12 protein-coding genes, 2 tRNA genes, 1 rRNA gene, 14 pseudogenes and 1 riboswitch are annotated in these 25553 nt (G+C 56.2%); of the genes and pseudogenes, 15 read left to right on the top strand and 14 right to left on the bottom strand.

The window, feature by feature from the left end:
* Window positions 1-1769 (bottom strand): annotated as a pseudogene (locus tag SOPEG_RS19210) (terminase large subunit domain-containing protein).
* A gap of 211 nt (window positions 1770-1980) precedes the next feature.
* Between SOPEG_RS19210 and SOPEG_RS19205 the strand changes: the two are divergent.
* The 3 genes and pseudogenes from SOPEG_RS19205 to gpM form a co-directional block, all read left to right on the top strand.
* Window positions 1981-2625: pseudogene (locus SOPEG_RS19205) on the top strand (GPO family capsid scaffolding protein); the annotation flags it as partial.
* Between the two features lie 146 nt (window positions 2626-2771).
* A pseudogene (locus tag SOPEG_RS19200) lies at window positions 2772-3837 on the top strand (phage major capsid protein, P2 family).
* A 6-nt stretch (window positions 3838-3843) separates the two neighbouring features.
* Entirely contained in the window at window positions 3844-4290 is a 447-nt protein-coding gene (gene gpM, locus SOPEG_RS25465; RefSeq protein WP_236851563.1) for a phage terminase small subunit, read from the top strand.
* Here the strand turns inward: gpM and SOPEG_RS19190 are convergent.
* Window positions 4198-5405: pseudogene (locus SOPEG_RS19190) on the bottom strand (IS256 family transposase). The gene gpM and the pseudogene SOPEG_RS19190 overlap by 93 nt on opposite strands.
* Before the next feature lie 143 nt (window positions 5406-5548).
* Window positions 5549-5620: pseudogene (locus SOPEG_RS30675) on the bottom strand (hypothetical protein); the annotation flags it as partial.
* Between the two features lie 801 nt (window positions 5621-6421).
* On the opposite strand from SOPEG_RS30675, the pseudogene SOPEG_RS19180 reads away from it, so the two are divergent.
* Window positions 6422-6928 (top strand): annotated as a pseudogene (locus SOPEG_RS19180) (IS5-like element ISSoEn1 family transposase); the annotation flags it as partial.
* Window positions 6929-6983: 55 nt separating this feature from the next.
* On the opposite strand, the gene SOPEG_RS19175 reads toward SOPEG_RS19180, so the two are convergent.
* A complete protein-coding gene (locus tag SOPEG_RS19175) occupies window positions 6984-7907 on the bottom strand; it encodes an IS5 family transposase (protein ID WP_025246541.1) in 924 nt (307 codons plus the stop codon).
* A gap of 76 nt (window positions 7908-7983) precedes the next feature.
* Here SOPEG_RS19175 and SOPEG_RS19170 point away from each other — a divergent pair.
* Both SOPEG_RS19170 and SOPEG_RS19165 read left to right on the top strand, forming a co-directional pair.
* A pseudogene (locus tag SOPEG_RS19170) lies at window positions 7984-8409 on the top strand (IS5-like element ISSoEn1 family transposase); the annotation flags it as partial.
* Between the two features lie 393 nt (window positions 8410-8802).
* Window positions 8803-9561 carry a DNA adenine methylase gene (locus tag SOPEG_RS19165; protein WP_038469085.1) on the top strand — a complete coding sequence of 253 codons (759 nt, stop codon included), beginning with the start codon at window positions 8803-8805 and terminating at the stop codon, window positions 9559-9561.
* 105 nt (window positions 9562-9666) lie between these two features.
* Here the strand turns inward: SOPEG_RS19165 and thiH are convergent.
* From thiH to rsd, 7 genes and pseudogenes are all read right to left on the bottom strand, one after another.
* Window positions 9667-10304: pseudogene (gene thiH / locus SOPEG_RS26725) on the bottom strand (2-iminoacetate synthase ThiH); the annotation flags it as partial.
* Window positions 10301-11034, bottom strand: a pseudogene (locus tag SOPEG_RS19155) (thiazole synthase). The pseudogenes thiH and SOPEG_RS19155, both read right to left, overlap by 4 nt.
* A gap of 3 nt (window positions 11035-11037) precedes the next feature.
* Window positions 11038-11238: a sulfur carrier protein ThiS gene (gene thiS, locus SOPEG_RS19150; protein ID WP_025246537.1), complete on the bottom strand. Its 201-nt coding sequence runs from the start codon at window positions 11236-11238 to the stop codon at window positions 11038-11040.
* Window positions 11238-11970 (bottom strand): annotated as a pseudogene (locus tag SOPEG_RS19145) (HesA/MoeB/ThiF family protein). Before SOPEG_RS19145 ends, thiS begins: the two are co-directional and overlap by 1 nt.
* Window positions 11960-12610, bottom strand: coding sequence for a thiamine phosphate synthase (gene thiE, locus SOPEG_RS19140; RefSeq protein ID WP_025246536.1), 651 nt, complete (start codon window positions 12608-12610; stop codon window positions 11960-11962). The pseudogene SOPEG_RS19145 and the gene thiE overlap by 11 nt, the downstream one beginning before the upstream one ends.
* The gene (gene thiC / locus SOPEG_RS19135) at window positions 12600-14426 is read right to left on the bottom strand and encodes a phosphomethylpyrimidine synthase ThiC (RefSeq protein WP_025246535.1); all 1827 of its coding nucleotides are present in this window, start codon (window positions 14424-14426) and stop codon (window positions 12600-12602) included. The genes thiE and thiC overlap by 11 nt, the downstream gene beginning before the upstream one ends.
* A gap of 101 nt (window positions 14427-14527) precedes the next feature.
* A riboswitch (TPP riboswitch) is annotated at window positions 14528-14641 on the bottom strand.
* A gap of 80 nt (window positions 14642-14721) precedes the next feature.
* Window positions 14722-15244: pseudogene (gene rsd / locus SOPEG_RS19130) on the bottom strand (sigma D regulator).
* 107 nt (window positions 15245-15351) lie between these two features.
* On the opposite strand from rsd, the gene nudC reads away from it, so the two are divergent.
* The 6 genes and pseudogenes from nudC to SOPEG_RS19100 all read left to right on the top strand — a co-directional run bounded on the left by nudC (window position 15352) and on the right by SOPEG_RS19100 (window position 19681).
* Window positions 15352-16119, top strand: coding sequence for an NAD(+) diphosphatase (gene nudC / locus SOPEG_RS19125; protein ID WP_025246534.1), 768 nt, complete (start codon window positions 15352-15354; stop codon window positions 16117-16119).
* A gap of 48 nt (window positions 16120-16167) precedes the next feature.
* Window positions 16168-17233, top strand: a pseudogene (gene hemE, locus SOPEG_RS19120) (uroporphyrinogen decarboxylase).
* Between the two features lie 11 nt (window positions 17234-17244).
* Complete coding sequence (nfi, locus tag SOPEG_RS19115) at window positions 17245-17940, top strand: deoxyribonuclease V (protein ID WP_025246533.1); 696 nt, start codon at window positions 17245-17247, stop codon at window positions 17938-17940.
* A gap of 57 nt (window positions 17941-17997) precedes the next feature.
* Window positions 17998-18588: a YjaG family protein gene (locus tag SOPEG_RS19110; RefSeq protein ID WP_025246532.1), complete on the top strand. Its 591-nt coding sequence runs from the start codon at window positions 17998-18000 to the stop codon at window positions 18586-18588.
* Between the two features lie 190 nt (window positions 18589-18778).
* Window positions 18779-19051, top strand: a complete 273-nt coding sequence (hupA, locus tag SOPEG_RS19105) for a nucleoid-associated protein HU-alpha (protein WP_025246531.1) — start codon at window positions 18779-18781, stop codon at window positions 19049-19051.
* 82 nt (window positions 19052-19133) lie between these two features.
* Window positions 19134-19681: pseudogene (locus tag SOPEG_RS19100) on the top strand (DUF1481 domain-containing protein).
* Between the two features lie 48 nt (window positions 19682-19729).
* Here SOPEG_RS19100 and purD read toward each other — a convergent pair.
* The 3 genes and pseudogenes from purD to SOPEG_RS28420 form a co-directional block, all read right to left on the bottom strand.
* Window positions 19730-21013, bottom strand: a complete 1284-nt coding sequence (gene purD, locus SOPEG_RS19095; protein ID WP_025246530.1) for a phosphoribosylamine--glycine ligase — start codon at window positions 21011-21013, stop codon at window positions 19730-19732.
* A 19-nt stretch (window positions 21014-21032) separates the two neighbouring features.
* Window positions 21033-22623, bottom strand: a pseudogene (gene purH, locus SOPEG_RS19090) (bifunctional phosphoribosylaminoimidazolecarboxamide formyltransferase/IMP cyclohydrolase).
* A 33-nt stretch (window positions 22624-22656) separates the two neighbouring features.
* Window positions 22657-22914: a hypothetical protein gene (locus tag SOPEG_RS28420; protein WP_158382482.1), complete on the bottom strand. Its 258-nt coding sequence runs from the start codon at window positions 22912-22914 to the stop codon at window positions 22657-22659.
* Between the two features lie 263 nt (window positions 22915-23177).
* On the opposite strand from SOPEG_RS28420, the gene SOPEG_RS19085 reads away from it, so the two are divergent.
* The 3 genes from SOPEG_RS19085 (at window position 23178) to SOPEG_RS19075 (ending at window position 25142) form a co-directional block, all read left to right on the top strand.
* Window positions 23178-24722: ribosomal RNA gene (locus tag SOPEG_RS19085) — 16S ribosomal RNA — on the top strand.
* A 73-nt stretch (window positions 24723-24795) separates the two neighbouring features.
* A tRNA-Ile gene (locus SOPEG_RS19080) sits at window positions 24796-24872 on the top strand.
* Between the two features lie 194 nt (window positions 24873-25066).
* A tRNA-Ala gene (locus SOPEG_RS19075) sits at window positions 25067-25142 on the top strand.
* Window positions 25143-25553 lie beyond the last annotated feature (411 nt).

Raw genomic sequence — 25553 nt, 5'->3', positions numbered from 1 at the left:
TTAAAATATCTCCATAAAGCCAGCGTTGGTGCCGGTTGTCCCTTCGAGGGGTTCATTTAACAAGGCATGCATCACCGCCCAAGCGACGTCACCGTGGTTGACGCCTTCGGTGCGGCTGGTGACATAGGTGGCCCGCCGCCCGGAGGTGGTCAACTGCCGACGGATAGCCATAAACGCCTTGGCGATATCCAGGCAGCCGGCATCAAACTCCAGGCGGCCGGCGCGGATGACATCCTTAGCTTTCAGCACCAGATCGGTTTTCATTTCCAGGCTGTAGTTGATGGTGTTGACGGCGGGAAAAAACTGGAGAACCAGCTGGGATACCGCACGGCCCAGGCCGGTGTTGTCAATGCCGATATAGGTCACGTTGTAGCGCTCGGTCAGCCCCTTGATGTTGGCGGCCTGGGCGGTAAAATCCATGCCCTTCCACTGATGGCGCTCCAGTACCCGAAACGGGCCGCCCGGTACGCGTGGGGGCATTACCACCGCACAGCCGGCGCTGTCGCCGTGCTCGGAGCTGGCCGGATCGTAGCCTATCCAGACTTCGCGATCGGCGGCCGGCCGCCGGGCAAAGGGTTTCACATCCGTCCAGCGTACCCAGCTGTCCACCATGCAGCGCTCCATTTCCGCCAGGGAGAAGGTGGTGGTAGCATCATCAATAAAGTGGCACAGATAGAGGTTGGCAAAATCCTCATCGCTGTTTTCGGCACGCAGATCATCGATAGTCAGCAGGTTGCAGCCCCCGTGTACCGCGTTCTCTACGGTGACAATCTGCCGAAACTGTTTATCCTCACACAGCACGCCACCGGCCAGTCGCTGATGGCTGACATCGATGTCTTTCTGTCGGGCGGCCGTTTTCCCCTTGTTAAACAGCGTGCCGTTCCAGAAGGCATAGGCTTCATGGGTCACACTCGACGGGGTAGAAAAATAGGTTAACCGGTAGCGATTTTGCGAGGCCATGCCGGACGCCACCTTACGCAGCTTGCGAAAGCCGGGGATCCAGAAATATTCGTCCAGATAGAGGTTACCGGAACGCCCCTGGGCGGTATTGGCATTGGTGCCCAAAAAGTGCAGCTCGGCACCGTTGGGCAGGATAATCACCTCGCCTTTCAGCGCGACGTCCACTTCCTGGGCAAACGCCACAATATAGTTCTTGAATTGGTGCGCCTGCGCTTTGGACGCCGAGACAAACATCTAGTTGCGCCCGGTATCCAGTGCGTCAATCAGCGCTTCGCGGGCAAAATAGAACGTCGCCCCTATCTGGCCGATTTCAGCAGATTACGGATGCGGAATGCCGTAGACAGACCCGCCTGATACCAGGTACGTTGGTAATCGTAAAGCGAGTCCAGAAAAAGCGCCTTTAGCTGCGTATGCTGCTCAGGGGTGAGCGCATTGCGCAGCGGTTTTTTGCGCGGGCCGCGGTTGCGATTTTCCACGTTAGGATTGAGATCGGCTTCATTGCCGCCGGCGTTATATTTGCCAATCCGTGCATGACGCTCGGCCTGCCGGGCCAGCAGGTCGATTTCCTTGAAATCTCGCCCCGCTTTATCCAGCTTCATGATGAGCTGGTTATACCGTGTGGCGGTGATCGCCTGCATTTGCTCAAGCGGGGTGTAGTCGTCCCATTTATCGCACAATTTCCAGCTTCGCACCGTCGCGGGATTTTCCCCCACCCGTTCAGCAATGCTGGCCATCTTCATTCCCTGCCAGTAGAGGTGCATCGCCTGATGGCGGGGATCTTGCTCACTGTGGCTGATATCGTCTGTCATAGTCTGTCCAGAATTGGAATTACCTGACTGCAAGGCTATCTTGCCTGGCCGGGCAACACGCCCGTCGCCCCCTGTATCCACCACCACACAAGACCGGCACATTGTTCCTGTGCGCGCGCCACGCCAACTTGGGGAAAATACCCGGCCGCGAATGGCCCACCTTATCGAGATCCTTGGGACGTCATCCATGAAATCATAGTTTTTCCGCGTCGCTGTTGAAGGGGCGACCAGCGACGGACGCACCATTGAGCGCCAGCATATTCAGGAAATGACGGACGCGTTCGATCCGGCTTTCCGACCGACACGTGCCAATCTGGAGCATGTCACCAATCTGTTCCCCGACAGCCTGTTTAAATCGCAAGGGGATGTGCTGGCCCTTAAAGCCGAGGACATTGCCTACGGGCCGCTCAAGGGCAAGCTGGCGCTGCTGGCCCAGATTGACGCCATCGACGACCTGGTGGTGCTGAATAAACGCCGGCAAAAGATTTACACTAGTATTGAGAACTACAAAAAATTTGCTGACACCGGCAAGGCTTACCTGACCGGCATCGCCTTTACCGATAATCCGGCTTCGCTCGGCAGTGAAATAATGATGTTCAGTGCGCAACATCTGGCGGACAGAGGCCTCTTCTTCGGCGCCTGCGAGGAAACCTGCCTGGCCTTTGGGGTGCCGGAGGCTGACAAGCCGGGCCTGTTTAGCCACATCGCCACCCTGTTTGGCAAAAAGCAGTCTTCTGATGATCAGCGCTTCGATGACGTGCATCAGGCCGTGACATTGGTGGCGAAGCATCAGCAGGGACTGGACGCGCGGCTGGGTGAATTCTCGGCGCTACCGGAGGCCATGGCGGCACTGTAAGCCCGTCAGGGTGCGACAGAAACCGCGCTGGACGCCTTAACCGCCCGTCTTGGCAACACTGACCGCTCCCCAACGCGGCGCGAACCGGCCACCGGCGGCAATGGTGTGGCCTTAACCGACTGCTGACAGATGACAGGAAAACCCGAATGAATCCGAATACCCGCAGCCAATACAAGGCATTTTTACAGCAGGTCGCGCACCTGAATCATCTTGACGCCGAGGATGTGGTCACCCGTTTTACCGTTGACCAGTCAGTCAGTCAGATGCTGGAGTCCAAAATCCAGGACAGCAGTGATTTCCTGAAAAAAATTAATATCGTGTCGGTCGATGAGCAGAGCGGCCAGAAGATTGGCCTGGGGGTCGATCGCCCGATTGCCAGCACCACTGACACCGATACCAAAGAGCGTGAACCCCTCGACCCCAGCAGCCTGGATGAGGTGGGCTATGTCTGCACCCAGACCAACTTTGATACCGCACTGAAATACGCCAAGCTGGATGCATGGGCCAAGTTCCCGGATTTCCAGACCCGTATCCGCAACCAGATTGTGAAACGCCAGGCACTGGACCGCATCATGATCGGCTGGAACGGCACCTCGCGTGCCAAAACCTCAAACTTCCAGGTCAATAAACTGCTGCAGGACGTGAATATTGGCTTTCTGGAAAAAATTCGCAAAGGTGCTGCGACCTAGGTGATGAATAAAATTGTTTCCTCCTCCGGTAGCGTGGTGTCCGAGAAAATCCGCGTCGGTGTCAAAGGGGATTACAAAAACCTGGATGCGCTGGTAATGAACGCCACGGACGAGCATATCGCGCCCTGGTTCCAGGACGATACCGAACTGGTCGCGATTTGCGGTCGCTCGCTGCTGGCGGATAAATACTTCCCGCTGGTTAACCAGGTGCAGCCCAACAGTGAAATGCTGGCAGCGGATCTGATTATCAGCCAGAAACGCCTGGGCGGCCTGCAGGCGATACGGGTACCGTTCTTCCCCGATAACACCATTTTGATCACCCGCCTGGATAACCTGTCCATTCTACTGGCAGGACGGCACCCGTCGCCGCCACCTGATGGATAACCCGAAGCGGGATCGCATCGAAAACTTTGAGTCCGTCAACGAGGCGTATGTGGTCGAGGATTATCAGTGCACTGCGCTGATTGAAAATATCCAGATCCTCGAGCCGGAAGCCGCGCCGGCCAAAAAGCCAGGGGAATAAGGGCTGATGAGTAATCCTGCCCGTTATCACCGCGCCTTTGTGGCCGCCCAGTTGGCGGCCTCACAGGATGAAAGCGCGCAAATGAGCCATCTGGGCCATTACGAGCTGCTGCTGTTCAAGCTGAAGCAGGATTTGGACTGGCTGCATCACGTCGAATCCCGCCGCCGCAAGGCGCAGCTCAAGCGCGAGATGTTGCCCATCTATCAGCCGTGGGTCGCCGGCGTGCTGGCAAGCGGCACCGGGGCGCAGAACGCTGTACTGATGCGGATACTGGTCTGGCTGCTGGACGTGGGCGACATCACCGCGGCATTAGATATCGGCGACTATGCCCTGTACACGATTCTGTGTAAATGCCTTTTCTCAGAAGTGACCGTCCAGGCGGTCACCGAACTCGATAATAAAGCGGCTCATTGCCATGCGCCAGTCCCTCAAAGGCATTGTCCATTTCTGTGAGGCCGCCTGTATCGCCAGCCACACCACCTTTTTCACTGCGTCGTCGGTCGGGAACACCTTGCGCTTTTTGATGGTATGCCGGATCACGCTGTTTAACGACTCGATGGCGTTGGTCGTGTAGATCACCTTGCGGATGTCCGTTGGGTAGGCAAAGAACGTGGCCAGATTGGCCCAGTTTGCCTGCCAGCTTCGACTTATTTGCGGGTAGCGGATGTCCCAGGCACTGGAGAACGCTTCCAGCGCCTGCAAGCCGGCTTCTTCCGTAGGGGCCTGATAAATAGCTTTCAGGTCGCGGGTGACGGCCTTGTAGTCCTTCCAGGAGACGAACCGCAGGCTGTTGCGCACCATATGCACGATACACAGCTGGAGCCGCGCCTCCGGATACACCGCGTTAATAGCGTCAGGGAAACCTTTCAGCTCGTCTGCGTAGGCGATAAGGATATCGTTCAGGCCGCGGTTTTTCAGCTCTGTCAGCACGTTCAGCCAGAACTTTGCGCCTTCATTTTCGGCCAGCCACATACCTAGCAACTCTTTCTGGCCTTCGATGTTGATGCCCAGCGCCAGGAACACAGATTTGTTGATGATGCGGCTGTCCTGCCGGACTTTTAGAACGATACAGTCAAGATAAACAATGGGATAGACTGCATACAGAGGCCGGTTTTGCCATTCGACAACCTGCTCCATGACCGCATCGGTAACCTTTGAGACCAGCGCCGGCGAGACATCGGCGTCATACAGCTCTTTGAACGAGGCGGCGATCTCGCGGGTGGTCATCCCTTTGGCGTACAACGATAAAATCTGGTTATCCATCCCGGTAATCCGGGTCTGGTTCTTCTTCACCAGTTGCGGTTCAAAGGAACCGTCACGATCGCGCGGAGTACGCAGCGCCAGCGGGCCATCGCCAGTGGTAACGGTTTTTGTGGAATAGCCGTTGCGGGCGTTGGTCCCCGGTTTAGGCTGATTTTTATCGTAGCCGAGGTGATGGGTCATTTCGGCATTGAGAGCTGCTTCGACGCTGATTTTTTTCAGCAGCCGATCGAAGTGACTGAGATCTTCAGGGGTTTTGAGATTTTGGCCAGTTCGTTAGCCAGAGCCTGCAACTGTTTTTCGTCCATAAATTAACCTGTTTTTGATGTTGAATTGAACATATCAAAATCAGGCAAATACACAAATTTCTAAACAGGCTCGTTAGATTCGGTGCAATATCTTTATTGACAAACGACATTGCGCCGATGGTCACATTGTCACCAATTTTAATATTTCCTATAATGCAGCTATTTGCTCCAATAAATACGTTATCGCCAATAATAATTTTTCCATCATTGGTCATATCATTTTGGTGTTTTGCACCAATTGTGGTATTTTGGAGTATGGTGAAATTTTTACCGATGATGCAATCGGCTCGAATGACCACACCTGTAAAGTGTCCAATTTTCAATCCTGGGCCAATAGTGGCTTCCAGAGCGATGTCTGTGGCGTATTTTCGATTTAAATTTCGGTGTATTTTACGTGTTAATTTATTGATGAGGTAATTTTTACGACAAGACGCCAATTGGCACACCCTGAGCCAAAAATAAAATCTTCTTTACAGGGCATTTAATAGCACGGCGTAGCAGTTTCAGCCATGAAAATTTTTTGCCAGACATAAGTACTTCAGCATTAAAGCATTCTTCAATATGTTTGTTATTCGTTTTTTCTCTACATGAAAACATTGTGGGTGTATTTATATTTTTACAAAGACGCCGCCTATTTAACGACTGTTACACGTTCGTTTCAAATTGCTACGGGCGATCGATACAGTGACATCGATCGTTAAAAACGATCGTTTAATGCGGCTATATGCATAATCTTCAATGCAGAAGGCGACGCATATCAGTGCCAATTTGTCAGTGTCAATTGAAATCTGCACCATCCTACCAAAGTAAAACCAACCGACCTACTTCTGTTTGATGTGGCCTATGCCGCAGACGAGAGAGGCGCGAAAAGCACTTAAAATTCCCTCAGGAGCTTCAACGCGCCGATACGTGAGGGCAAAGCGAACTTTCACTGTCATTCCGGCTTTGTTGAATAAATCGAACTTTTAGGTGACTGGCGGCTCTGATCACTACATTCGTTTCAACATCAGGTCCCCATGGCAAAGCAAAAGTTTAAAATCACCAACTGGCCCGCATATAACAATGCGCTCAGGCAGCGGGGGGACCTGACAGTATGGCTTGATGAGTCAGCCATTGCTGCATGGACTGAGAGTACACCACCTGAACATCGTGGCCGGCCGCTTCACTACACCGATATGGCCATTACCACGGTTCTGATGATAAAGCGCGTGTTTAACCTTTCGCTCCGGGCGTTACAGGGTTTCGTTGACTCGATTTTTAAACTGATGGGGCTGTCGCTGCGCTGCCCAGATTACTCTCTGGTCAGCCGGCGAGCAAAAACCGTCGACATCAGCATAAAAACGCCAACCCGCGGCGAAATCTCACACCTGGTCATCGATGGCACCGGCCTGAAAATCTTCGGCGAAGGCGAATGGAAAGTCAGGCAGCATGGGGCTGAGAGGCGCAGAGTATGGCGCAAGCTTCATCTGGCAGTAGATAGCGCGACACATGAAATTATCTGTGCCGATTTATCGCTAAGCGGCGCTTTGTTGAATAAATCCGAAATTTGTGACGACTTCCTTCCTATCAGGGCGATTGTTACATGATGCGGACGCTGTTTGGCATTCCTAACAGTGTGATCCGGTTAAGTGCTTTAACCATTGCCATTGCCTCACCTACCTGCGCGTCATAGTCATGCAGACTCAGATGACCACCCAGAAGTGTTTTAAACCGGAACATGGCCGTTTCAGCCAGTGAACGCCGGTGATAACCTACTTTCTTTTTCCAGGTATCGTTATTGCCGCTCAGATGCTGATTTGCCACCGCATGGTTACGCTCATGGTATCGAGCTGGCCAATATTGCGCACCACTTCGCGGTGGGATAAGCGGCTTTATGTTTTTCCTCAGCAGAGCATCATGACAGTAACGCGTATCGTAAGCACTGTCAGCCGACGCTTCCCTGATTTTCCGGTGGGTTTGGTTAATCAGCCCGGGCAGCGCCTGCGCATCTGTCGTACCGCTTAGCGATAAATCGGCACAGATAATTTCATGTGTCACGCTATCTACTGCCAGATGAAGCTTGCGCCATACTCTGCGCCTCTCAGCCCTATGCTGCCTGACTTTCCATTCGCCTTCGCCGAAGACTTTCAGGCCGGTGCCATCGATGACCAGGTGTGAGATTTCGCCGCGGGTTGGCGTTTTTATGCTGATGTCGACGGTTTTTGCTCGCCGGCTGACCAGAGAGTAATCTGGGCAGCGCAGCGATAGCCCCATCAGTTTAAAAATCGAGTCAACGAAACCCTGTAACGCCCGGAGCGAAAGGTTAAACACGCGCTTTATCATCAGAACCGTGGTAATGGCCATATCGGTGTAGTGAAGCGGCCGGCCACGATGTTCAGGTGGTGTACTCTCAGTCCATGCAGCAATGGCTGACTCATCAAGCCATACTGTCAGGTCCCCCCGCTGCCTGAGCGCATTGTTATATGCGGGCCAGTTGGTAATTTTAAACTTTTGCTTTGCCATGGGGACCTGATGTTGAAACGAATGTAGTGATCATAGCCGCCAGTCACCTAAAAGTTCGATTTATTCAACAAAGCCGCTAAGCGGTACGACAGATGCGCAGGCGCTGCCCGGGCTGATTAACCAAACCCACCGGAAAATCAGGGAAGCGTCGGCTGACAGTGCTTACGATACGCGTTACTGTCATGATGCTCTGCTGAGGAAAAAAATAAAGCCGCTTATCCCACCGCGAAGTGGTGCGCAATATTGGCCAGCTCGATACCATGAGCGTAACCATGCGGTGGCAAATCAGCATCTGAGCGGCAATAACGATACCTGGAAAAAGAAAGTAGGTTATCACCGGCGTTCACTGGCTGAAACGGCCATGTTCCGGTTTAAAATACTTCTGGGTGGTCATCTGAGTCTGCATGACTATGACGCGCAGGTAGGTGAGGCTATGGCAATGGTCAAAGCGCTTAACCGGATCACGTTGTTAGGAATGCCAAACAGCGTCCGCATCATGTAACAATCGCCCTGATAGGGAGGAAGTCGTCACAAATTTCGGATTTATTCAACAAAGCGTGTCATTCCCGTAAACCGCGACAGGTGTCCAGCTGAGCCGCCTTTTGGCATAGCAGAGAGGCTAAATATGCATGTGCTGACCAGCATCTGTTGTCTTGAGTTTTCATTGTCTCCTATGGGCATTTTTCTTGAGATTTTTCCGCAGGAGGTGGTAGCGCTTAAATTGGCACAGTGGGTCAGTTTTGGAGTAGCAGTGACACAGAAAAATGAATAGCGATATTTATACTCTACGGCTCTGTTTGTATCTGCATATTTCTGCATGAGTGATAATTATTTTGACGATCAATAACCAATAATTGATCGGTAAAACTTATATTTATATGTAGGAACTATATTGATGAATACACCAATCATACCATGGGTGGGAGGAAAGCGGAGGCTGGCTAAACATATTTTACCGTGCTTTCCTGCGCACAAATTCTACGTTGAACCATTCTGTGGAGGAGCTGCGCTGTTTTTCAGCAAGGATCCATCCACAGTCGAAGTGTTGAACGATATCAACGGGGATTTGATAAACCTCTATCGGGTAGTCAAGTACCATTTGGAGGAATTCGTCCACCAGTTCAAGTGGGCCTTGAGCAGCAGGCAGCTGTTTGATTGGCTGAAAGAAATACCTCCGCAAACGCTGACCGATATACAGCGTGCCGCCCGCTTTTACTGTCTTCAGCAGCTCACATTTGGTGGCAAAGTGAGCGGGCAGAACTTTGGTACTTCGGCTGTGCGATCACAGTCATTGAACCTCTTAAGAATCGAAGAACAGCTATCACAGGCTCACCTGCGTTTATCCCATGCAACCATAGAGCATCTTGGGTGGCAGGCTTGTATTGAAAAATATGATAGGCCACACTCATTGTTCTATCTTGATCCACCTTACTGGAAGACTCAAGGCTATGGCGCAGCGTTTGGTCTGGAGCAATACAGCATCATTGATAGCCTTGCTCATTCAATAGCAGGAAGAATGGTGATTTCAGTTAATGATATCCCAGAAATGAGGCTCATCTTCAAAAACCTTCATATCGACGTTGTTGACCTAAAATACTCATTAGGCAAGAACCGTCATAGTAAACGCGAGTTGGTCATTCGTAATTTCGCCTGATTTCCTGTTTGCAAACAATTCTGGACTGTCCAAAATAGCTATTTTTTAGGGGTTATGGGAGTCCAGAATTGTTTGCAAATTAGTCCAGAATTGATTGCATCGCTACATATAAAGCAGGTGTTGTGCCACCATATAGCAGTCGGCGCACCAGTTATCGGAAAGGCCGATAAGCGTGCCGAGGCCGATCTTGTCGATCCCGGCCCGGGCCAGGCGATCCAGCGTTTCGAGCCGCCAGACAAAATCCTGCTTCTGCCCGCGCAAATGATGGCGCCGATAGGTGGGCGGGTGATAGGTTTCTTGATATACCAGCACGCCGTCCAAGCCCAGCCCTTTCAGCTCGGCATACTCCACCTGGGATAGCGGCTGCACTTCCATCATCAGCGAACTGAACGCCTGGCGCGGCATTCGCTCAGGATCTCCCGTTCATCCAGCGTCTTGCGGCGGATGCGGTTGCTCATGGAGAAGCCGCAATAAGTACAGTCATTGGCGCAAAGATTAGACAAATAGAGCGGAAGGTAGAAATTGATGGTGTTGCCAAAGCGCCGGCGGGTCAACCGCTGCGCCCGCTGGGCCAACGGCTCGAGATACGCCAGCGCCGCCGGCGACAGCAGCGCCATCATCTCCTCCGGTCCGGGATTGTCCGCCGCCAGCGCGCGCTCGACATCGGCGGCCGTCTGGCTGTGGATCCGCATGCCGACGTCGTCCCACTGGAGCTGTTGCCAGTGCTGCGTGAAGGTGGTCATGATTGCGCCTCCGCGGTCGGTGTTAAGAAGCCGGTTAACGAGCTGGTGGCGCTGGCCTGACGACGGCGCGGCGCCAGACCCGCCTGGCGGGCGAGTTCGCCGGCCTCCAGGGCGACCCGGAAAGCGCGGGCCATGGCGACGGGATCTTGCGCCACGGCGATAGCGGTGTTCACCAACACCGCATCCGCGCCCATTTCCAGCGCTTCCAACGCCTGACTGGGGACGCCGATACCCGCATCGACGACGACCGGCACCTGCGCCTGGTCGATGATAATGCGCAGGAAATCACGCGTTTGCAGCCCTTGATTAGAGCCGATAGGCGCACCGGATCGGCGCCGCAATAGGGCAATACTACAAACCCCTCTTTGACCAGTTGCTCCGCCGCTTTTAACGTTTCTATCGGATCGGGCAGCAGATATTGCATGTCCGGATGGATCTCGAGTTTGATCCAATGGGTGCCTAACGCCTCGCGCGCCAGACGGGCGGCGAACAGCGCCTCATCGGCGGTTTTGGCGCCGGACGTGTTGGGCAGCAGCCGGACGCCGGCCTACCGTAATGCCGGCAGCAGCGCGTCGTCGCCGTCGCCGCGTAAGTCTACCCGACGCATCGCCAGAGTAACTAGTTCGCTGCCGGAGGCGAGGATGGCGTCCAGCATCAGCTGCGCCGAGGCGAATTTGCCGGTACCGGTGAATAACCGTGACCGGAATGGGGTATCTGCAAGGGTAAGCATGGGTCAGCCTCCGGCGATTGCCTGGAATAAGAGAATATCGTCACCGTCCTGCACCCGGTATTGTGTGCATTGGCGGCGCGGGATGATGGTTTTATTCACGGCCAGAGCGATGCCCGGCCCCGGGTGGTGATGCTCCGTGAGTAAGGCATCCAGCGTCACCGGTTGCGTCAGCGTCAGCGGGCGGTCATTGAGCGTGATTTTCATCAAAGGGTTCTCCGTGCGGTTCCCGCGGTCGGCGCAAGGCGCGCTAACGCGGCGGCGCAAACGGGGCAGTGGGGATCGCGGTTCAGGCGCAGGGTGCGCCATTGCAGGGTTTTGCCGTCGAACAGCCGCAATTGACCGGGGCTATCGCCGTGGATGCCGCAAAGAAGCTTAATTGCCTCTAGCGCCTGCAGCGTTCCCATCATGCCGTCCACCGGACCCAGCACGCCGGCGGTGCGGCAGTTGCGCTGTACCCCCTCTTTCTCGGGAAACAGGCAGGCATAGCAGCCTTCACGCCACGGCGCGCGCAACCTGCTCGTCAAGCCAGTCGCCCGCCAGCCGTCTTGTAAGGGGCAGGTAGCGACCGCCAGGATTGAGCGCCGTCAGTTCGCGCTGCGCCAGTTCCGCTTTCGACCGGCCGAGATCGGCGGTGCGATAGAGGATTTGCCGCTGTAAATTGGTGATGTGCAGCGCATCGTCATCCGCCAGCAGCAGCGTGCCGACACCGGCCGCCGCCAAATACAGCGCGGCCGGCGAACCCAGTCCGCCCAGCCCCGCCAGCAGCACCGTTGCCGCCTGTAGCCGTTGCTGGCCCTCTACGCCGATATCTTGCAACAACAGCTGGCGGCTGTAGCGCAAAAAAGCCTGATCGTCTAACGCCTCTGACGAACGGCCGCTCTTAGCCTCGGGCAAGCGATCGGCGTCGGCCGTGGTGCGTCGTGGTTCATTGATCATGGTGACGCTCCCATGCCGCTATTATCGACTGTAAGGCGGAGGTTGCCTGGCGCCAATCCGGCGCGCGGGTGATGGCGCTGACCACCGCGACGCTGCCCACGCCGCACGCCAATACCGCCTCCACCTGTTCACGACCGATTCCCCCAATGGCCACGGTGGGGATAGGCGGCAGCTCGGCGACCAGGCGTCGCAGCGTCTCCAGCCCTTGAGGGCGGGACGGCATCACTTTCGTGGCGGTGGGAAAGATGTGACCAAGGGCGATATAGGAGGGCTGCCAGGCCAGCGCACGCGCCAGCTCCGTTTCGTCGTGGGTGGAAAGGCCCAGCCGCAGGCCGGCGGCGCGTAGGGCGTCGGCGTCGGCGCTAACCATATCCTCTTGGCCCAGATGCACACCGTAGGCGCCATATTGGATAGCCAGCCGCCAGTAATCGTTGATGAACACCCGGGCGTCATAACGGCGACCCAGCAGGACCGCCGCTTCGATATCCGCCGCCACCTGCGTTTCGCTGCGGTCTTTGATGCGCAATTGTACCGTGGTCACGCCGGCATCCAGCATGCGCACCAGCCAGGCCAGCGAATCCACTACCGGATAGAGGCCGAGACGATGCGGTACCGGCGCAAAGGGCGCTTTAGTCTTCATCGCTCACCTCGCTATCGGCAGACGGCAGATAGATATCGCCGCCGGGTTCGCGAAACGCCGAAGCCATGCCGGCCATCCCTGCCGCTTTGGCCAGCGCCGCTTGAGCGTCCGCGAAGTCGCGCACCTCGCGGGATATTTTCATCGAACAGAATTTCGGGCCGCACATGGAGCAGAAATGTGCCACTTTACCCGACGCCTGCGGCAGCGTTTCGTCGTGATAGGCGCGGGCGATGTCGGGATCCAGCGCCAGGTTGAACTGGTCTTTCCAGCGAAACTCGAAACGCGCTTTCGACATCGCGTTATCGCGGATTTGCGCGCCGGGGTGCCCTTTGGCGAGATCGGCGGCGTGGGCGGCGATTTTATAGGTAATCAAACCCTGTTTGACGTCTTCTTTATTGGGTAGCCCAAGATGCTCTTTCGGCGTGACGTAGCAGAGTATCGCGCAACCGTACCAGCCGATAAGCGCGGCGCCGATACCGGATGTGATATGGTCGTAGCCGGGCGCGATATCGGTGGTGAGCGGCCCCAAGGTATAGAAAGGCGCTTCATGACAATGCGTCAGCTGTTCGGTCATATTGCGCCGGATCATCTGCATCGGCACATGTCCCGGCCCTTCGATCATGACCTGCACATCGTATTCCCACGCGATGTTGGTCAGCTCGCCCAGCGTATAAAGCTCGGCGAACTGCGCCTCATCGTTGGCGTCTTGGATCGACCCCGGACGTAGCCCGTCGCCCAGCGACAACGCCACGTCATAGGCGGCGCAAATTTGGCATATTTCGCGGAAATGCGCATAGAGAAAATTTTCCTGATGGTGCGACAGATACCATTTGGCCATGATGGAGCCGCAGCGCGAGACGATGCCGGTCAGACGTCGCGCGGGCATCGGCACGTAGCACAGCAGCACGCCCGCGTGCAGGGTGAAATAATCTACGCCCTGTTCCGCTTGCTCCAGCAGCGTATCGCGGAAGATAGCCCAAGTGAGGTTTTCCGCCATGCCGTGGACTTTCTCCAGCGCTTGATACAGCGGGACGGTGCCGATAGGCACCGGGCTATTGCGCAAAATCCATTCACGGGTTTCATGAATATAGCGACCGGTGGAGAGATCCATCACCGTATCCGCGCCCCAGCGGGTGGCCCACACCAGCTTTTCCACCTCTTCCTCAATTGAGGAGGTGACCGCCGAGTTGCCGATGTTGGCGTTGACCTTGACCAAAAAGTGGCGGCTGATGATCATCGGCTCCGCTTCGGGGTGATTGATGTTGGCGGGAATGATGGCGCGGCCGGCGGCCACCTCATGGCGCACGAACTCCGGGCTGATATTTTCCGGCAGCGCCGCGCCGAATGCCTGCCCGGGGTGCTGCTGACGCAGGGTACCGCCGCGGATGCGTTCCCGACCCATATTTTCCCGCAGCGCGATAAACTCCATTTCCGGCGTAATGATGCCGGCGCGAGCGTAGTGCATTTGGGTAACGCAGCGGCCTGTTAGGGCGCGCCGCGGCGTGGGCGGTGCGGCGAAGCGCAAGTGGGCCAGCCCGGCGCGAACGTCAATGGGCACCGTCGGATCGCCATAGGGACCGGCGGTATCGTAGACCGGCACCGGCTCGTTATCCTCATACTGCGCCTCAGCGCCGTGGCCGCCGATGAGGGTGGGGCTGAGCTGGATTTCGCGCATCGGCACGCGAACTGACGGGTGCTGTCCTTGCAAATAGATGCGGCGGGAGCGGGGGAAATCGGTGCCGGTGAGGGTATCAATAAACGCCTGCGCCTGCGCGCGGCTGGTGCGGCGTGAAACGGGAGGAGCAGATGATGACATAGCAAGTTCCTTAATAAGATTACCGGGAGTTGCTTGTCAGGAGCGTTGCGGGAAGTAATGAATGGCGCCGCGGCCGTGATGAGGGGCAATGACGCCAGACAGAATGAATTACTCTTGTTCCCTTCGCAGGTTTTAACTTGATCAGGTTCCGCGGATCCCGAATGAACGATCTCAGCCCGGCGTAACATACGCGCTGGGCACTCCGACAAGATGATGGTCCGCCAGGCGGACCGTTACAGGCTACATTTTCTTGGCACTAAATGGCAACGTCGGCGCTGACCGTTACCTGGGTGATTCAGGCCGGGCGGGCAATATCGGCGCTATTGGCGGCAGGGAGGGCCGATGCGGCCTGCACACTGTACTCCAGCGCCTGCTGAATCAGTTTATCCTCAAGGATGAAACGGTTCGCCAACGCTTCACCCACGCCAGACAACGCTTCCTGGAACGCCAGACAACGCTTCCTGGAACGCCAGATAGTTGTCGTGGTCGATAGCGCTTTCAAGGTGACTGTCGTAAAGCGCCATGATCTGCTGCGTGTTTTCTTGTAGAGCGCTGTAAATCAGCGCGGACGTCGTTTCCCCTTCCGGCACGATACGATCGTAAACGTGGAAATGACCGGCGGAGAGATAATCCACCAACTGATGGCAAAAGGCGTCCAGCGCTTCTTCGTCCAGGGGAGTATGCTTTTCTTTGTTGGGCTTTAGGCCGATCAAATGGTAGTACGCCACCAAAAGTCCCTTGCGGGCCTGTAACCACTGATCAATAAATTCATTATTGCCAGCAACGCATTTCGCCAGATTTTCCAACTGGTTTAGCATGATTGACTCCGTAGTGATAAAAATAACGCTGCGTGACGGATAAATAAAAGCGAGTAAAACGTTAAGGTTTTCTAGCTTGCCAGTGAATAAGAGGTAATGCAACTAAAATGGAACACGAACTTAGTGGGTATGAACGGGGCTGGTGGATGGTCAGCCAGGAGGCCAAACTCTGGCTGCCGCAGGGGGAACTGCCTTTCGGCAGCTCGGCGGATGCGGGACTGACCGGCATGCTGGCGCTGCCCATCAGCGAATGGGCGGGGGATCCGGTCTGGCTGGTGCGCCAAACAATGCCGCGGGACATGGGATCGGGGCGGCAAATGCTTGATGCCGAGCCGGGCCTGTTCCAACTGGCCGAGCGGGGCGTGCAGCTTGCGGAGTTCTACCGTTCGCATCGTCATTGCGGTTATTGCGGCCACCGGATGCGCTTGAGTAAAACGGAATGGGCCTGCCTGTGCGACCATTGCCACGAACGTTATTACCCGCAAATCGCCCCTTGCATTATCGTGGCCATCCGCCGCGATGACCAGATTTTGCTGGCGCGCCACCGCCGCCATCGCGGAGACATCTATACCGTGCTGGCCGGCTTTGTTGAAGTGGGCGAAACGCTGGAGCAATGCGTCGCGCGTGAAGTGATGGAGGAAACGCAGGTGCAGGTGAAAAATGTGCGTTACGTGACCTCCCAGCCCTGGCCGTTTCCCCATTCGCTGATGATGGCGTTTATGGCCGATTATGACCGGGGCGACATCCAGCATGATCCGAGCGAGCTTCTCGACGCCGGCTGGTATCGTTACGACGCGCTACCGCCGCCGCCGCCCGGGACCGTGGCGCGCCGGTTGATCGAAGATACCGTTGCCCTTTGTCGCACGCATCGGTAAAACTCGGTGCCCATGCTACAATTCACCCATAACAGCAAGGATACCCGAATGAGTGAATTGAAAAACGACTGCTATTTGCGCGCCCTGCTGCGCCAGCCGGTCGACGTAACGCCGGTCTGGATGATGCGCCAGGCCGGCCGTTATTTGCCGGAATACAAAGTCACGCGCGCCGAGGCTGGCGATTTCATGTCGCTGTGCCGCAATGCCGATCTGGCCTGTGAGGTGACGCTGCAACCGCTGCGCCGCTACCCGCTGGACGCCGCCATTCTGTTTTCCGATATTCTCACCGTCCCGGACGCCATGGGACTGGGCCTGTGGTTTGAACAGGACGAAGGGCCGCGCTTTACGCGTCCCATACAAAGCCGACGCGACGTGGAACACCTGCCGATCCCCGATCCCGAGCAGGAGCTTGGCTATGTGATGAACGCGGTGCGCGCCATTCGCGGGCGTCTGGAGGGGGCGGTACCGTTAATCGGTTTCTCGGGCAGTCCCTGGACGCTGGCCACCTATATGGTGGAAGGCGGCAGCTCCAAGGCCTTCACCAAAATCAAACAGATGCTGTACGCCGAGCCGGAAACGCTACATTTGCTGCTGGATAAACTGGCGGACAGCGTGGTGTTGTATCTGAACGGCCAAATCCGCGCGGGCGCCCAGGCGGTCATGCTGTTCGACACCTGGGGCGGCGCGCTGACCGGCGCGGGATTATCGCGAATTTTCCCTGCACTATATGCACAAAATCGTTGACGGCCTCCAGGGTGAACATGAGGGCCGCCGGATGCCGGTAACGCTATTTACCAAGGGCGGCGGCCAATGGCTGGAAGCGATGGCCGCCACCGGTTGCGATGCGCTCGGCCTTGACTGGAGCACCGATATTGCGGACGCTCGCCGCCGGGTTGGCGACAAGGTGGCATTGCAGGGGAATATGGACCCGTCGGTGCTCTACGGCTCGCCGGCGCGAATCGAGCGCGAAGTGGCCGCTATACTGGAGGGTTTCGGCCCAGGCGAGGGGCATATCTTCAATCTTGGGCATGGCATTCATCAGGATGTGCCGCCGGCGCACGCGGGCCATTTCGTTGAGGCGGTACACCGGCTGTCGCAGCCTTATCACCGTTAGGACATAGACGTATGGATATCGCAGCGCTGCGCGCCGAACAGATAGCCACGGCGGGAAAAATTATACGCCACGACGATTTCGCCTTTACCCAGCCTGCGCTTATCGCCGGCGCCGATGTCGGCTTTGAGCAAGGGGGCGAGGTCACGCGCGCCGCCATTGCCCTGCTGCGCTTTCCGTCGCTGAAGCTCTTGGAATATCAGGTGGCGCGTGTCGCCACGACAATGCCCTATATTCCCGGCTTTTTGTCGTTTCGCGAATATCCGGCGCTGCTGGCGGCATGGGACAAGCTTGGCCGCCGTCCCGATTTGTTGCTGGTGGACGGCCATGGCATTTCGCATCCGCGGCGTTTGGGCGTAGCGAGCCATTTCGGCCTGTTGGTGGATATCCCGATCATCGGCGTGGCCAAGCGACGCTTATGCGGTCAATTCGCGCCGCTGGCGGAAGAACAGGGGGCGCTGGCGCCGCTGATGGACAAAGGCGAGCAACTGGCCTGGGTGTGGCGCAGCAAACCGCGCTGCAATCCGCTGTTTATTTCCACCGGCCATCGGGTGGGGCTGAAGTCGGCCCTGCATTGGGTGCAACTTTGCATGCGCGGCTACCGCTTGCCGGAGCCGACGCGCTGGGCGGATGCGGTGGCATCGAACCGCACGACTTTTCAGCGCTGGCAGCAGGGGCGGGATGAAGCGGACTTTTTCCCGCCGCAATAGAGTCTGGCGCGAATTTCAGGTAAATTGCGCGCAAGATAAAGAGTAATGGGACACCCAATGTTACGTAATCCGATACATTTGCGCCTGGAAAAGCTGGAAAGCTGGCAACATATCACGTTTATGGCTTCCCTCTGTGAGCGCATGTATCCTACCTATCAGCTGTTTTGTCTACAAACCGCCTTTGGCGACGCGGCGATTTTTCGGCGCATTCTGGATCTCGTCTGGGAGACGCTGGTAGTAAAAGATGCTAAGGTCAATTTCGATTTGCAGCTGGAAAAACTTGAGGAAGCGATTCCGGCCGCCGATGATTATAATTTTTATGGCGTTTATCCCGCAATAGACGCCTGTGTCGCTTTAAGTGAACTTCTTCACTCTCGCTTGAGCGGAGAAACGTTGGCGCATGCCGTCACCGTAAGCGAGACGTCTATTCGTAGCGTGGCGATGGTGGAAATGACCCAAGCGGAACGGGAAATGACTGAAGAAGAGCTAAATGCATTGCCGGCCATTGAGCAGGAATGGGATGTGCAATGGGAAATTTACCGTTTATTGGCGGCCAGCGAAGAACGCGACATTGAATTGATTAAAGGACTGCGCGCCGATCTGCGCGAGGTCGGAATTAGCAATATTGGGATAAATTTGCAGCAATAAGGCAGAAAAACGTGATTTAACACCTGTTTTGCTGGTCCATAAGGCTTCACATTAGCACCCTGTCTGGTCTACATTTGGGGGGGCGTGAAAAAAGTGGCTATCGGTGCGTGTATGCAGGAGAGTGCTGTCAATCGGCATATCCGTCGCACTCGATGCTTAGCAAGCGATAAACACACTGTAAGGATAACATATGAACAAGACTCAACTGATTGATGTAATTGCTGATAAAGCTGATCTTTCTAAGGCACAAGCGAAGTCTGCGCTGGAATCCACTTTGGCAGCAATTACCGAGTCTCTTAAAGAGGGTGATGCAGTACAATTGGTTGGTTTCGGCACTTTCAAAATTAATCATCGTAGCGAACGCACTGGCCGCAATCCGCAGACTGGCAAAGAAATCAAAATTGCAGCTGCCAACGTACCTGCCTTTGTTTCTGGTAAAGCACTGAAAGACGCAGTCAAATAAACGCAGTGTGCAGGTGAAAACAATAAGCAGAGGGGCAACCATGCCCCTTTTGTCTTTACGGCTTTGTGGTCGGATAGGGCTTATGGCTTTGATGCTGACGGCATGTAGCTTCCATCACCCCCCCCCGCGTTTACCGCCACCGGTTATATCGCCGATCGCGGCGCTGATACGGTCGTGACCCGTTATGAATACCCGCAGGGCGAGGTGCGTCAGATCCGCCGACAGCAAAGCGGAGAACAACCTGAAACGGTACAGCTACGCTTCGACCAGCAGGGTAAGCTGAGTTTCATGCAGCGCGAGCGCAGGCAGCGGCGAGAATCCCTTAGCGATGACGAGACGGAGCTGTATGCGTTCGAGGCCCGCCGCGTGCTGGAAGTCAGCCAGGCGCTGCGCGCCGGCCAGGTCCGGTTAAAGCAGGGGATTTGGCATAACGGTGTGATTACGCTTTGCCAAGGTGGGACGGCGACGCCAGATTTCGACGCGCGCGCCGCGGGTTGGCTTGCCGGCCGCACCCGCAACGCGTCGGGAGACTTAGGGATTGCCTGGTTGGAAGCGCCGGAAGGTACGCAGCTGCTGCTGGTCGCCAATGAGAATTTCTGCCGCTGGCAGCCGAATGAGAACGATCTCTAGGCCGCCGTGGCGGGGCGGGACCGCGCTGGCCCCGCTCCGTGAGAGGGTTTAGGTTTCGCGAGCGATAGCGCGATAGCCGATATCGCGGCGGCAAAAACCCTCACGCCAATGGACAGGCTTGGCCGCGCGGTAGGCCCGGGCCTGCGCGTCGGCAACGGTCGCCCCCAGCGCGGTGACGCACAGCACGCGGCCTCCCTGGGTCAACACCTTACCCTGATGCAGGCGGGTGCCGGCGTGAAAGATTTTTTCCCCTTCCGCCTCGGCTGTCGGTAGACCGCTAATTTCATCCCCGGTGCGGTAGTCGCCGGGATAACCTCCCGCCGCCAATACCACGCCCAGCGCCGGCCGTTCATCCCACTCGGAGGTTTCCTCGTCCAAACGGCCTTCGGTGGCCGCCAGGCAGTGGGCGACCAGGTCGGATCGCATGCGCAACATAATAGGTTGGGTTTCCGGATCGCCGAAGCGGCAGTTAAACTCAATAACTTTCGGCTGGCCATCAGGGCTTATCATCAGGCCGGCATACAGGAAACCGGTATAGGCATTCCCCTCTGCCGCCATCCCTTTCACCGTTGGCCAAATCACCTGCTTCATCACCCTGCGATGGACCTCATCGGTCACGACCGGCGCCGGTGAATAAGCGCCCATACCGCCGGTATTCGGGCCGATATCCCCATCGCCCACGCGTTTATGATCCTGGCTGGTGGCCATCGGCAGCACATGCTCACCGTCTACCATGACAATAAAGCTGGCCTCTTCACCGTCGAGAAACTCTTCAATGACAATACGGTGCCCCGCATCGCCAAAAGCGTTGCCGGCCAGCATATCGTTCACGGCGGATTCCGCTTCCGTCAGCGTCATGGCGACAATCACGCCTTTGCCCGCAGCCAAACCGTCCGCTTTGATAACGATCGGCGCGCCCCGCTGACGCACATAGTCCAGCGCCGGCGCGACCTCGGTAAAGTTCTCATAGCGCGCGGTGGGAATTCCGTGGCGGGCAAGGAAGTCTTTGCTAAAGGCCTTGGAACCCTCCAACTGCGCGGCGGCTTGCGTTGGGCCAAAAATCCGCAGGCCCGCGGCGCGGAAAGCATCCACCCCCCCCTTCACCAGCGGCGCTTCCGGCCCCACGATGGTCAGCCCGATGTGACGTTCTTGGGCAAAGGCGATCAGCGCAGGAATATCGGTCGCGGCGATGCCTACATTTTGCAACGTTGGTTCCAGCGCGGTGCCGGCGTTGCCGGGCGCAACATATACGTTGTCGGCAAGCGTCGATCGCGCGGCTTTCCAGGACAGGGCGTGTTCACGTCCGCCGTTGCCGATAATCAAAATATTCATGGCGAGCTAACTCCTGGGCTTAATGGCGGAAATGCCGCATATGGGTAAAGATCATGGCGATGCCATGCTCATTGGCGGCGGCGATGACTTCGTTATCGCGAATCGATCCGCCCGGTTGAATGACACAGCGTACGCCTACCGCCGCCGCGGCGTCGATACCGTCGCGGAACGGAAAGAAGGCGTCAGAGGCCATCGCCGATCCCTTGACGTCCAGACCTTCGGCCGCCGCCTTGATGCCGGCGATTCTTGCCGAGTAAACGCGGCTCATTTGCCCGGCGCCGATACCGATGGTGCGCTGCTCGCGGGCATAAACGATTGCGTTGGATTTGACGAATTTCGCCACCTTCCAGCAAAACAGCGCATCGCGCATTTCCGCCTCTGTCGGCTGGCGTTCGGTAACCACTTGCAGATCCTGCAGATCCACCATACCCACATCGCGCTCCTGTACTAACAGGCCGCCGTTAACCCGTTTGAAATCCAATCCCGGCGTCTGCTGCTGCCAGCGCCCGCAGGCCAGTACCCGCACGTTTTGCTTACCGGCCAGCACCGTTAGGGCGTCATCGTCGACGGCTGGGGCGATAATGACCTCCACAAATTGGCGGCTCAACGATCGCTTTGGCGGTATCGGCGTCCAGCGGCCGGTTGAAGGCGATAATCCCGCCAAACGCGGAAGTGGGGTCAGTCTGGTAGGCGCGATCATAGGCTGCCAGCAGGGTATCGCCGGTGGCCACGCCGCAGGGGTTGGCGTGCTTAACAATGACGCAAGCCGTCTCGGTGAAGGTCTTCACGCATTCAAGCGCCGCATCGGTGTCGGCGATGTTATTGTAAGAAAGGGTTTTCCCCTGTAGCTGCCGTGCGGTGGCCACCGACGCTTCATGCGTCTCGGGATCGGTATAAAACGCCGCCAATTGGTGGTTGTTCTCGCCGTAGCGCATGTCCTGTTTCTTAATAAAGTTGAGATTGAGGGTGCGCGGAAAGCGACCGGAAGGCTGCTTGGTGTCGCCATGATAGGCCGGCACCTGGCTGCCGAAGTAGTTGGCAATCATACTGTCATAGGCGGCGGTATGTTCAAATGCTTTAATCGCTAGGTTGAATCGGGTTTCCAGGGTGAGCGAGCCGCCGTGGCTGTCCATTTCCGCAAGTACCGCGGGATAGTCGGCGCTGTTGACTATAATTGCCACATCTCTATGGTTTTTGGCCGCAGAGCGCACCATGGTGGGGCCGCCGATATCAATGTTCTCCACCGCCTCTTCGCGGGTACAGTCCGCGTGCGCCACCGTGGCGGCGAAGGGATAAAGGTTGACCACCACCATATCAATCGGCGCAATGTCATGCTCGTGCATAACGGCGTCATCAATATCACGACGTCCCAGAATGCCGCCATGCACTTTGGGATGCAGCGTTTTGACACGCCCGTCCATCATTTCGGGAAAGCCCGTATAGTCTGACACTTCGGTGACCGGCAGGCCCGCCTTGGCCAGCAGGCGGGCGGTGCCGCCGGTGGAAAGCAGCTCAACGCTGCGCTGGGACAGAGATTGGGCGAACTCCAGAATACCGGCTTTGTCGGAGACGCTGAGCAGCGCGCGGCGGACAGGACGTGGTGGTTGCATGGCAAATGACCCTTGATATGAATAGCAATGACGTTAACTGGCGTTGTTAGGCAATGCCGAAGCGGCATTGATGTCCGTGACCACTCGACCCGGACAAGAAAAATTTGCCTGAATTGTAGCGAAAACGATTGCGCGATGCTCGCCAAATTTTGTTCTCGCGCCTGTCGTTGTGGATAAGTTTGTGTATAAAGCAGGTATAAGCCGGTATTTGCTGTGGAAAGCAGCAAACGGTGCCGTTTGACGAAAATACCGGTTGCCATGGGGCCGGAACCCCCTATAATGCGCCTCCATTGTCCGGCCTGTTACCGCTACGGCGCAGCAGGCTGAACGCCGCAGAAGTTGGCCCGGCGGGCTTGACTCTGTAAGAGGAAAGCGTAATATATGCCACCTCGTGCCAGCCGGATTCCGGCAGCGCAGCGCTCTTTAACAATTTATCAGACAATCTGTGTGGGCACTCACAAGACTATATCGATACACGAAATATCAAGTCTTGAAGAGTGAACAACGAATATTCATAAGAATACCAGTTTTAATTCTTTGAGCATCAAGCTTTTAAATTGAAGAGTTTGATCATGGCTCAGATTGAACGCTGGCGGCAGGCCTAACACATGCAAGTCGAGCGGCAGCGGGAAGAAGCTTGCTTCTTTGCCGGCGAGCGGCGGACGGGCGAGTAATGTCTGGGGATCTGCCCGATGGAGGGGGATAACTACTGGAAATGGTAGCTAATACCGCATAACGTCGCAAGACCAAAGTGGGGGACCTTCGGGCCTCACACTATCGGATGAACCCAGATGGGATTAGCTAGTAGGTGGGGTAATGGCTCACCTAGGCGACGATCCCTAGCTGGTCTGAGAGGATGACCAGCCACACTGGAACTGAGACACGGTCCAGACTCCTACGGGAGGCAGCAGTGGGGAATATTGCACAATGGGGGAAACCCTGATGCAGCCATGCCGCGTGTGTGAAGAAGGCCTTCGGGTTGTAAAGCACTTTCAGCGGGGAGGAAGGCGGTGGTGTTAATAGCGCCATCGATTGACGTTACCCGCAGAAGAAGCACCGGCTAACTCCGTGCTAGCAGCCGCGGTAATACGGAGGGTGCGAGCGTTAATCGGAATTACTGGGCGTAAAGTGTACGCAGGCAGTCTGTTAAGTCAGATGTGAAATCCCCGGGCTCAACCTGGGAACTGCATTTGAAACTGGCAGGCTAGAGTCTCGTAGAGGGGGGTAAAATTCCAGGTGTAGCGGTGAATTGCGTAGAGATCTGGAGGAATACCGATGGCGAAGGCGGCCCCCTGGACTAAGACTGACGCTCAGGTACGAAAGCGTGGGGAGCAAACAGTATTAGATACCCTGGTAGTCCACGCTGTAAACGATGTCGATTTGAAGGTTGTGGCCTTGAGCCGTGGCTTTCGGAGCTAACGCGTTAAATCGACCGCCTGGGGAGTACGGCCGCAAGGTTAGAACTCAAATGAATTGACGGGGGCCTGCACAAGCGGTGGAGCATGTGGTTTAATTCGATGCAACGCGAAGAACCTTACCTACTCTTGACATCCAGAGAACTTGGCAGAGATGCCTTGGTGCCTTCGGGAGCTCTGAGGCAGGTGTTGCATGGCTGTCGTCAGCTCGTGTTGTGAAATGTTGGGTTAAGTCCCGCAACGAGCGCAACCCTTATCCTTTGTTGCCAGCGATTCGGTCGGGAACTCAAAGGAGACTGCCGGTGATAAACCGGAGGAAGGTGGTGGGGATGACGTCAAGTCATCATGGTCCTTACGAGTAGGGCTACACACGTGATACAATGGCGCATACAAAGAGAAGCGAGCTCGCGAGAGTCAGCGGACCTCATAAAGTGCGTCGTAGTCCGGATTGGAGTCTGCAACTCGATTCCATGAAGTCGGAATCGCTAGTAATCGTGGATCAGAATGCCACGGTGAATACGTTCCCGGGCCTTGTACACACCGCCCGTCACACCATGGGAGTGGGTTGCAAAAGAAGTAGGTAGCTTAACCTTCGGGAGGGCGCTTACCACTTTGTGATTCATGACTGGGGTGAAGTCGTAACAAGGTAACCGTAGGGGAACCTGCGGTTGGATCACCTCCTTATCTAGACGATACGTTAAGTGACGTGTCCACACAGATTGTCTGATAACTGTCACGAGCAAGAAAAACCTTCTATAGGCTTGTAGCTCAGGTGGTTAGAGCGCACCCCTGATAAGGGTGAGGTCGGTGGTTCAAGTCCACTCAGGCCTACCAGTTCCGCTTATCCCGATGAATGAGACCGCAGCGTGTTGCCGCCAGGCAAGCGTGTCAGGCGGTGTCCGGCATGCGGCGAAAAGAGAGACTGGCTGTCGTCCTGTTTACTAACTGTGATGAACGAGGCATTACCTGTGCACGCAGGTAGCGGGCTCAGCGCGGGTGACCGACGGCATATGCAAGGTGAACGACTTGGGGCTATAGCTCAGCTGGGAGAGCGCCTGCTTTGCACGCAGGAGGTCAGCGGTTCGATCCCGCTTAACTCCACCATTCCGTCATGGGATGTTTTTGTCATCCTGTGGGATGAGAGGTTTTTCTGCCGTTGATTTATTTCAGAGCGCGTTTATCAAGCGCGCTGCGAAATACCGCTCTTTAACAATCCGGAACAAGCTGAAAATTTGAAACACATGCTGAAGTGCAAACTCAGTATGCGAGTCTCTCAAACGAAGTAAGCAAACCTGAGATAACGCGCAAGCGTTAGCACTGTACTGCGACAGGCACTGTCGTTTCCGCGCGGTCTTTACAGACTACGCCGGGGCGAGGGTGAGCGAGCGGTGACAGGGCAAGGCGCACGACACGCAGGCACCGAAGTGGACGTGATGTCCATGAGGATGCCGAGTACCGCGCAATGCCGGATTTCGGTCGTGCAGCCCGTCGGACAAGGTGCAAACAGCTCAGGGT

This window comes from Candidatus Sodalis pierantonius str. SOPE (assembly GCF_000517405.1).
Lineage (GTDB): Bacteria > Pseudomonadota > Gammaproteobacteria > Enterobacterales > Enterobacteriaceae > Sodalis_C > Sodalis_C pierantonii.
This window is presented reverse-complemented; position numbering and strand designations above follow the sequence as displayed.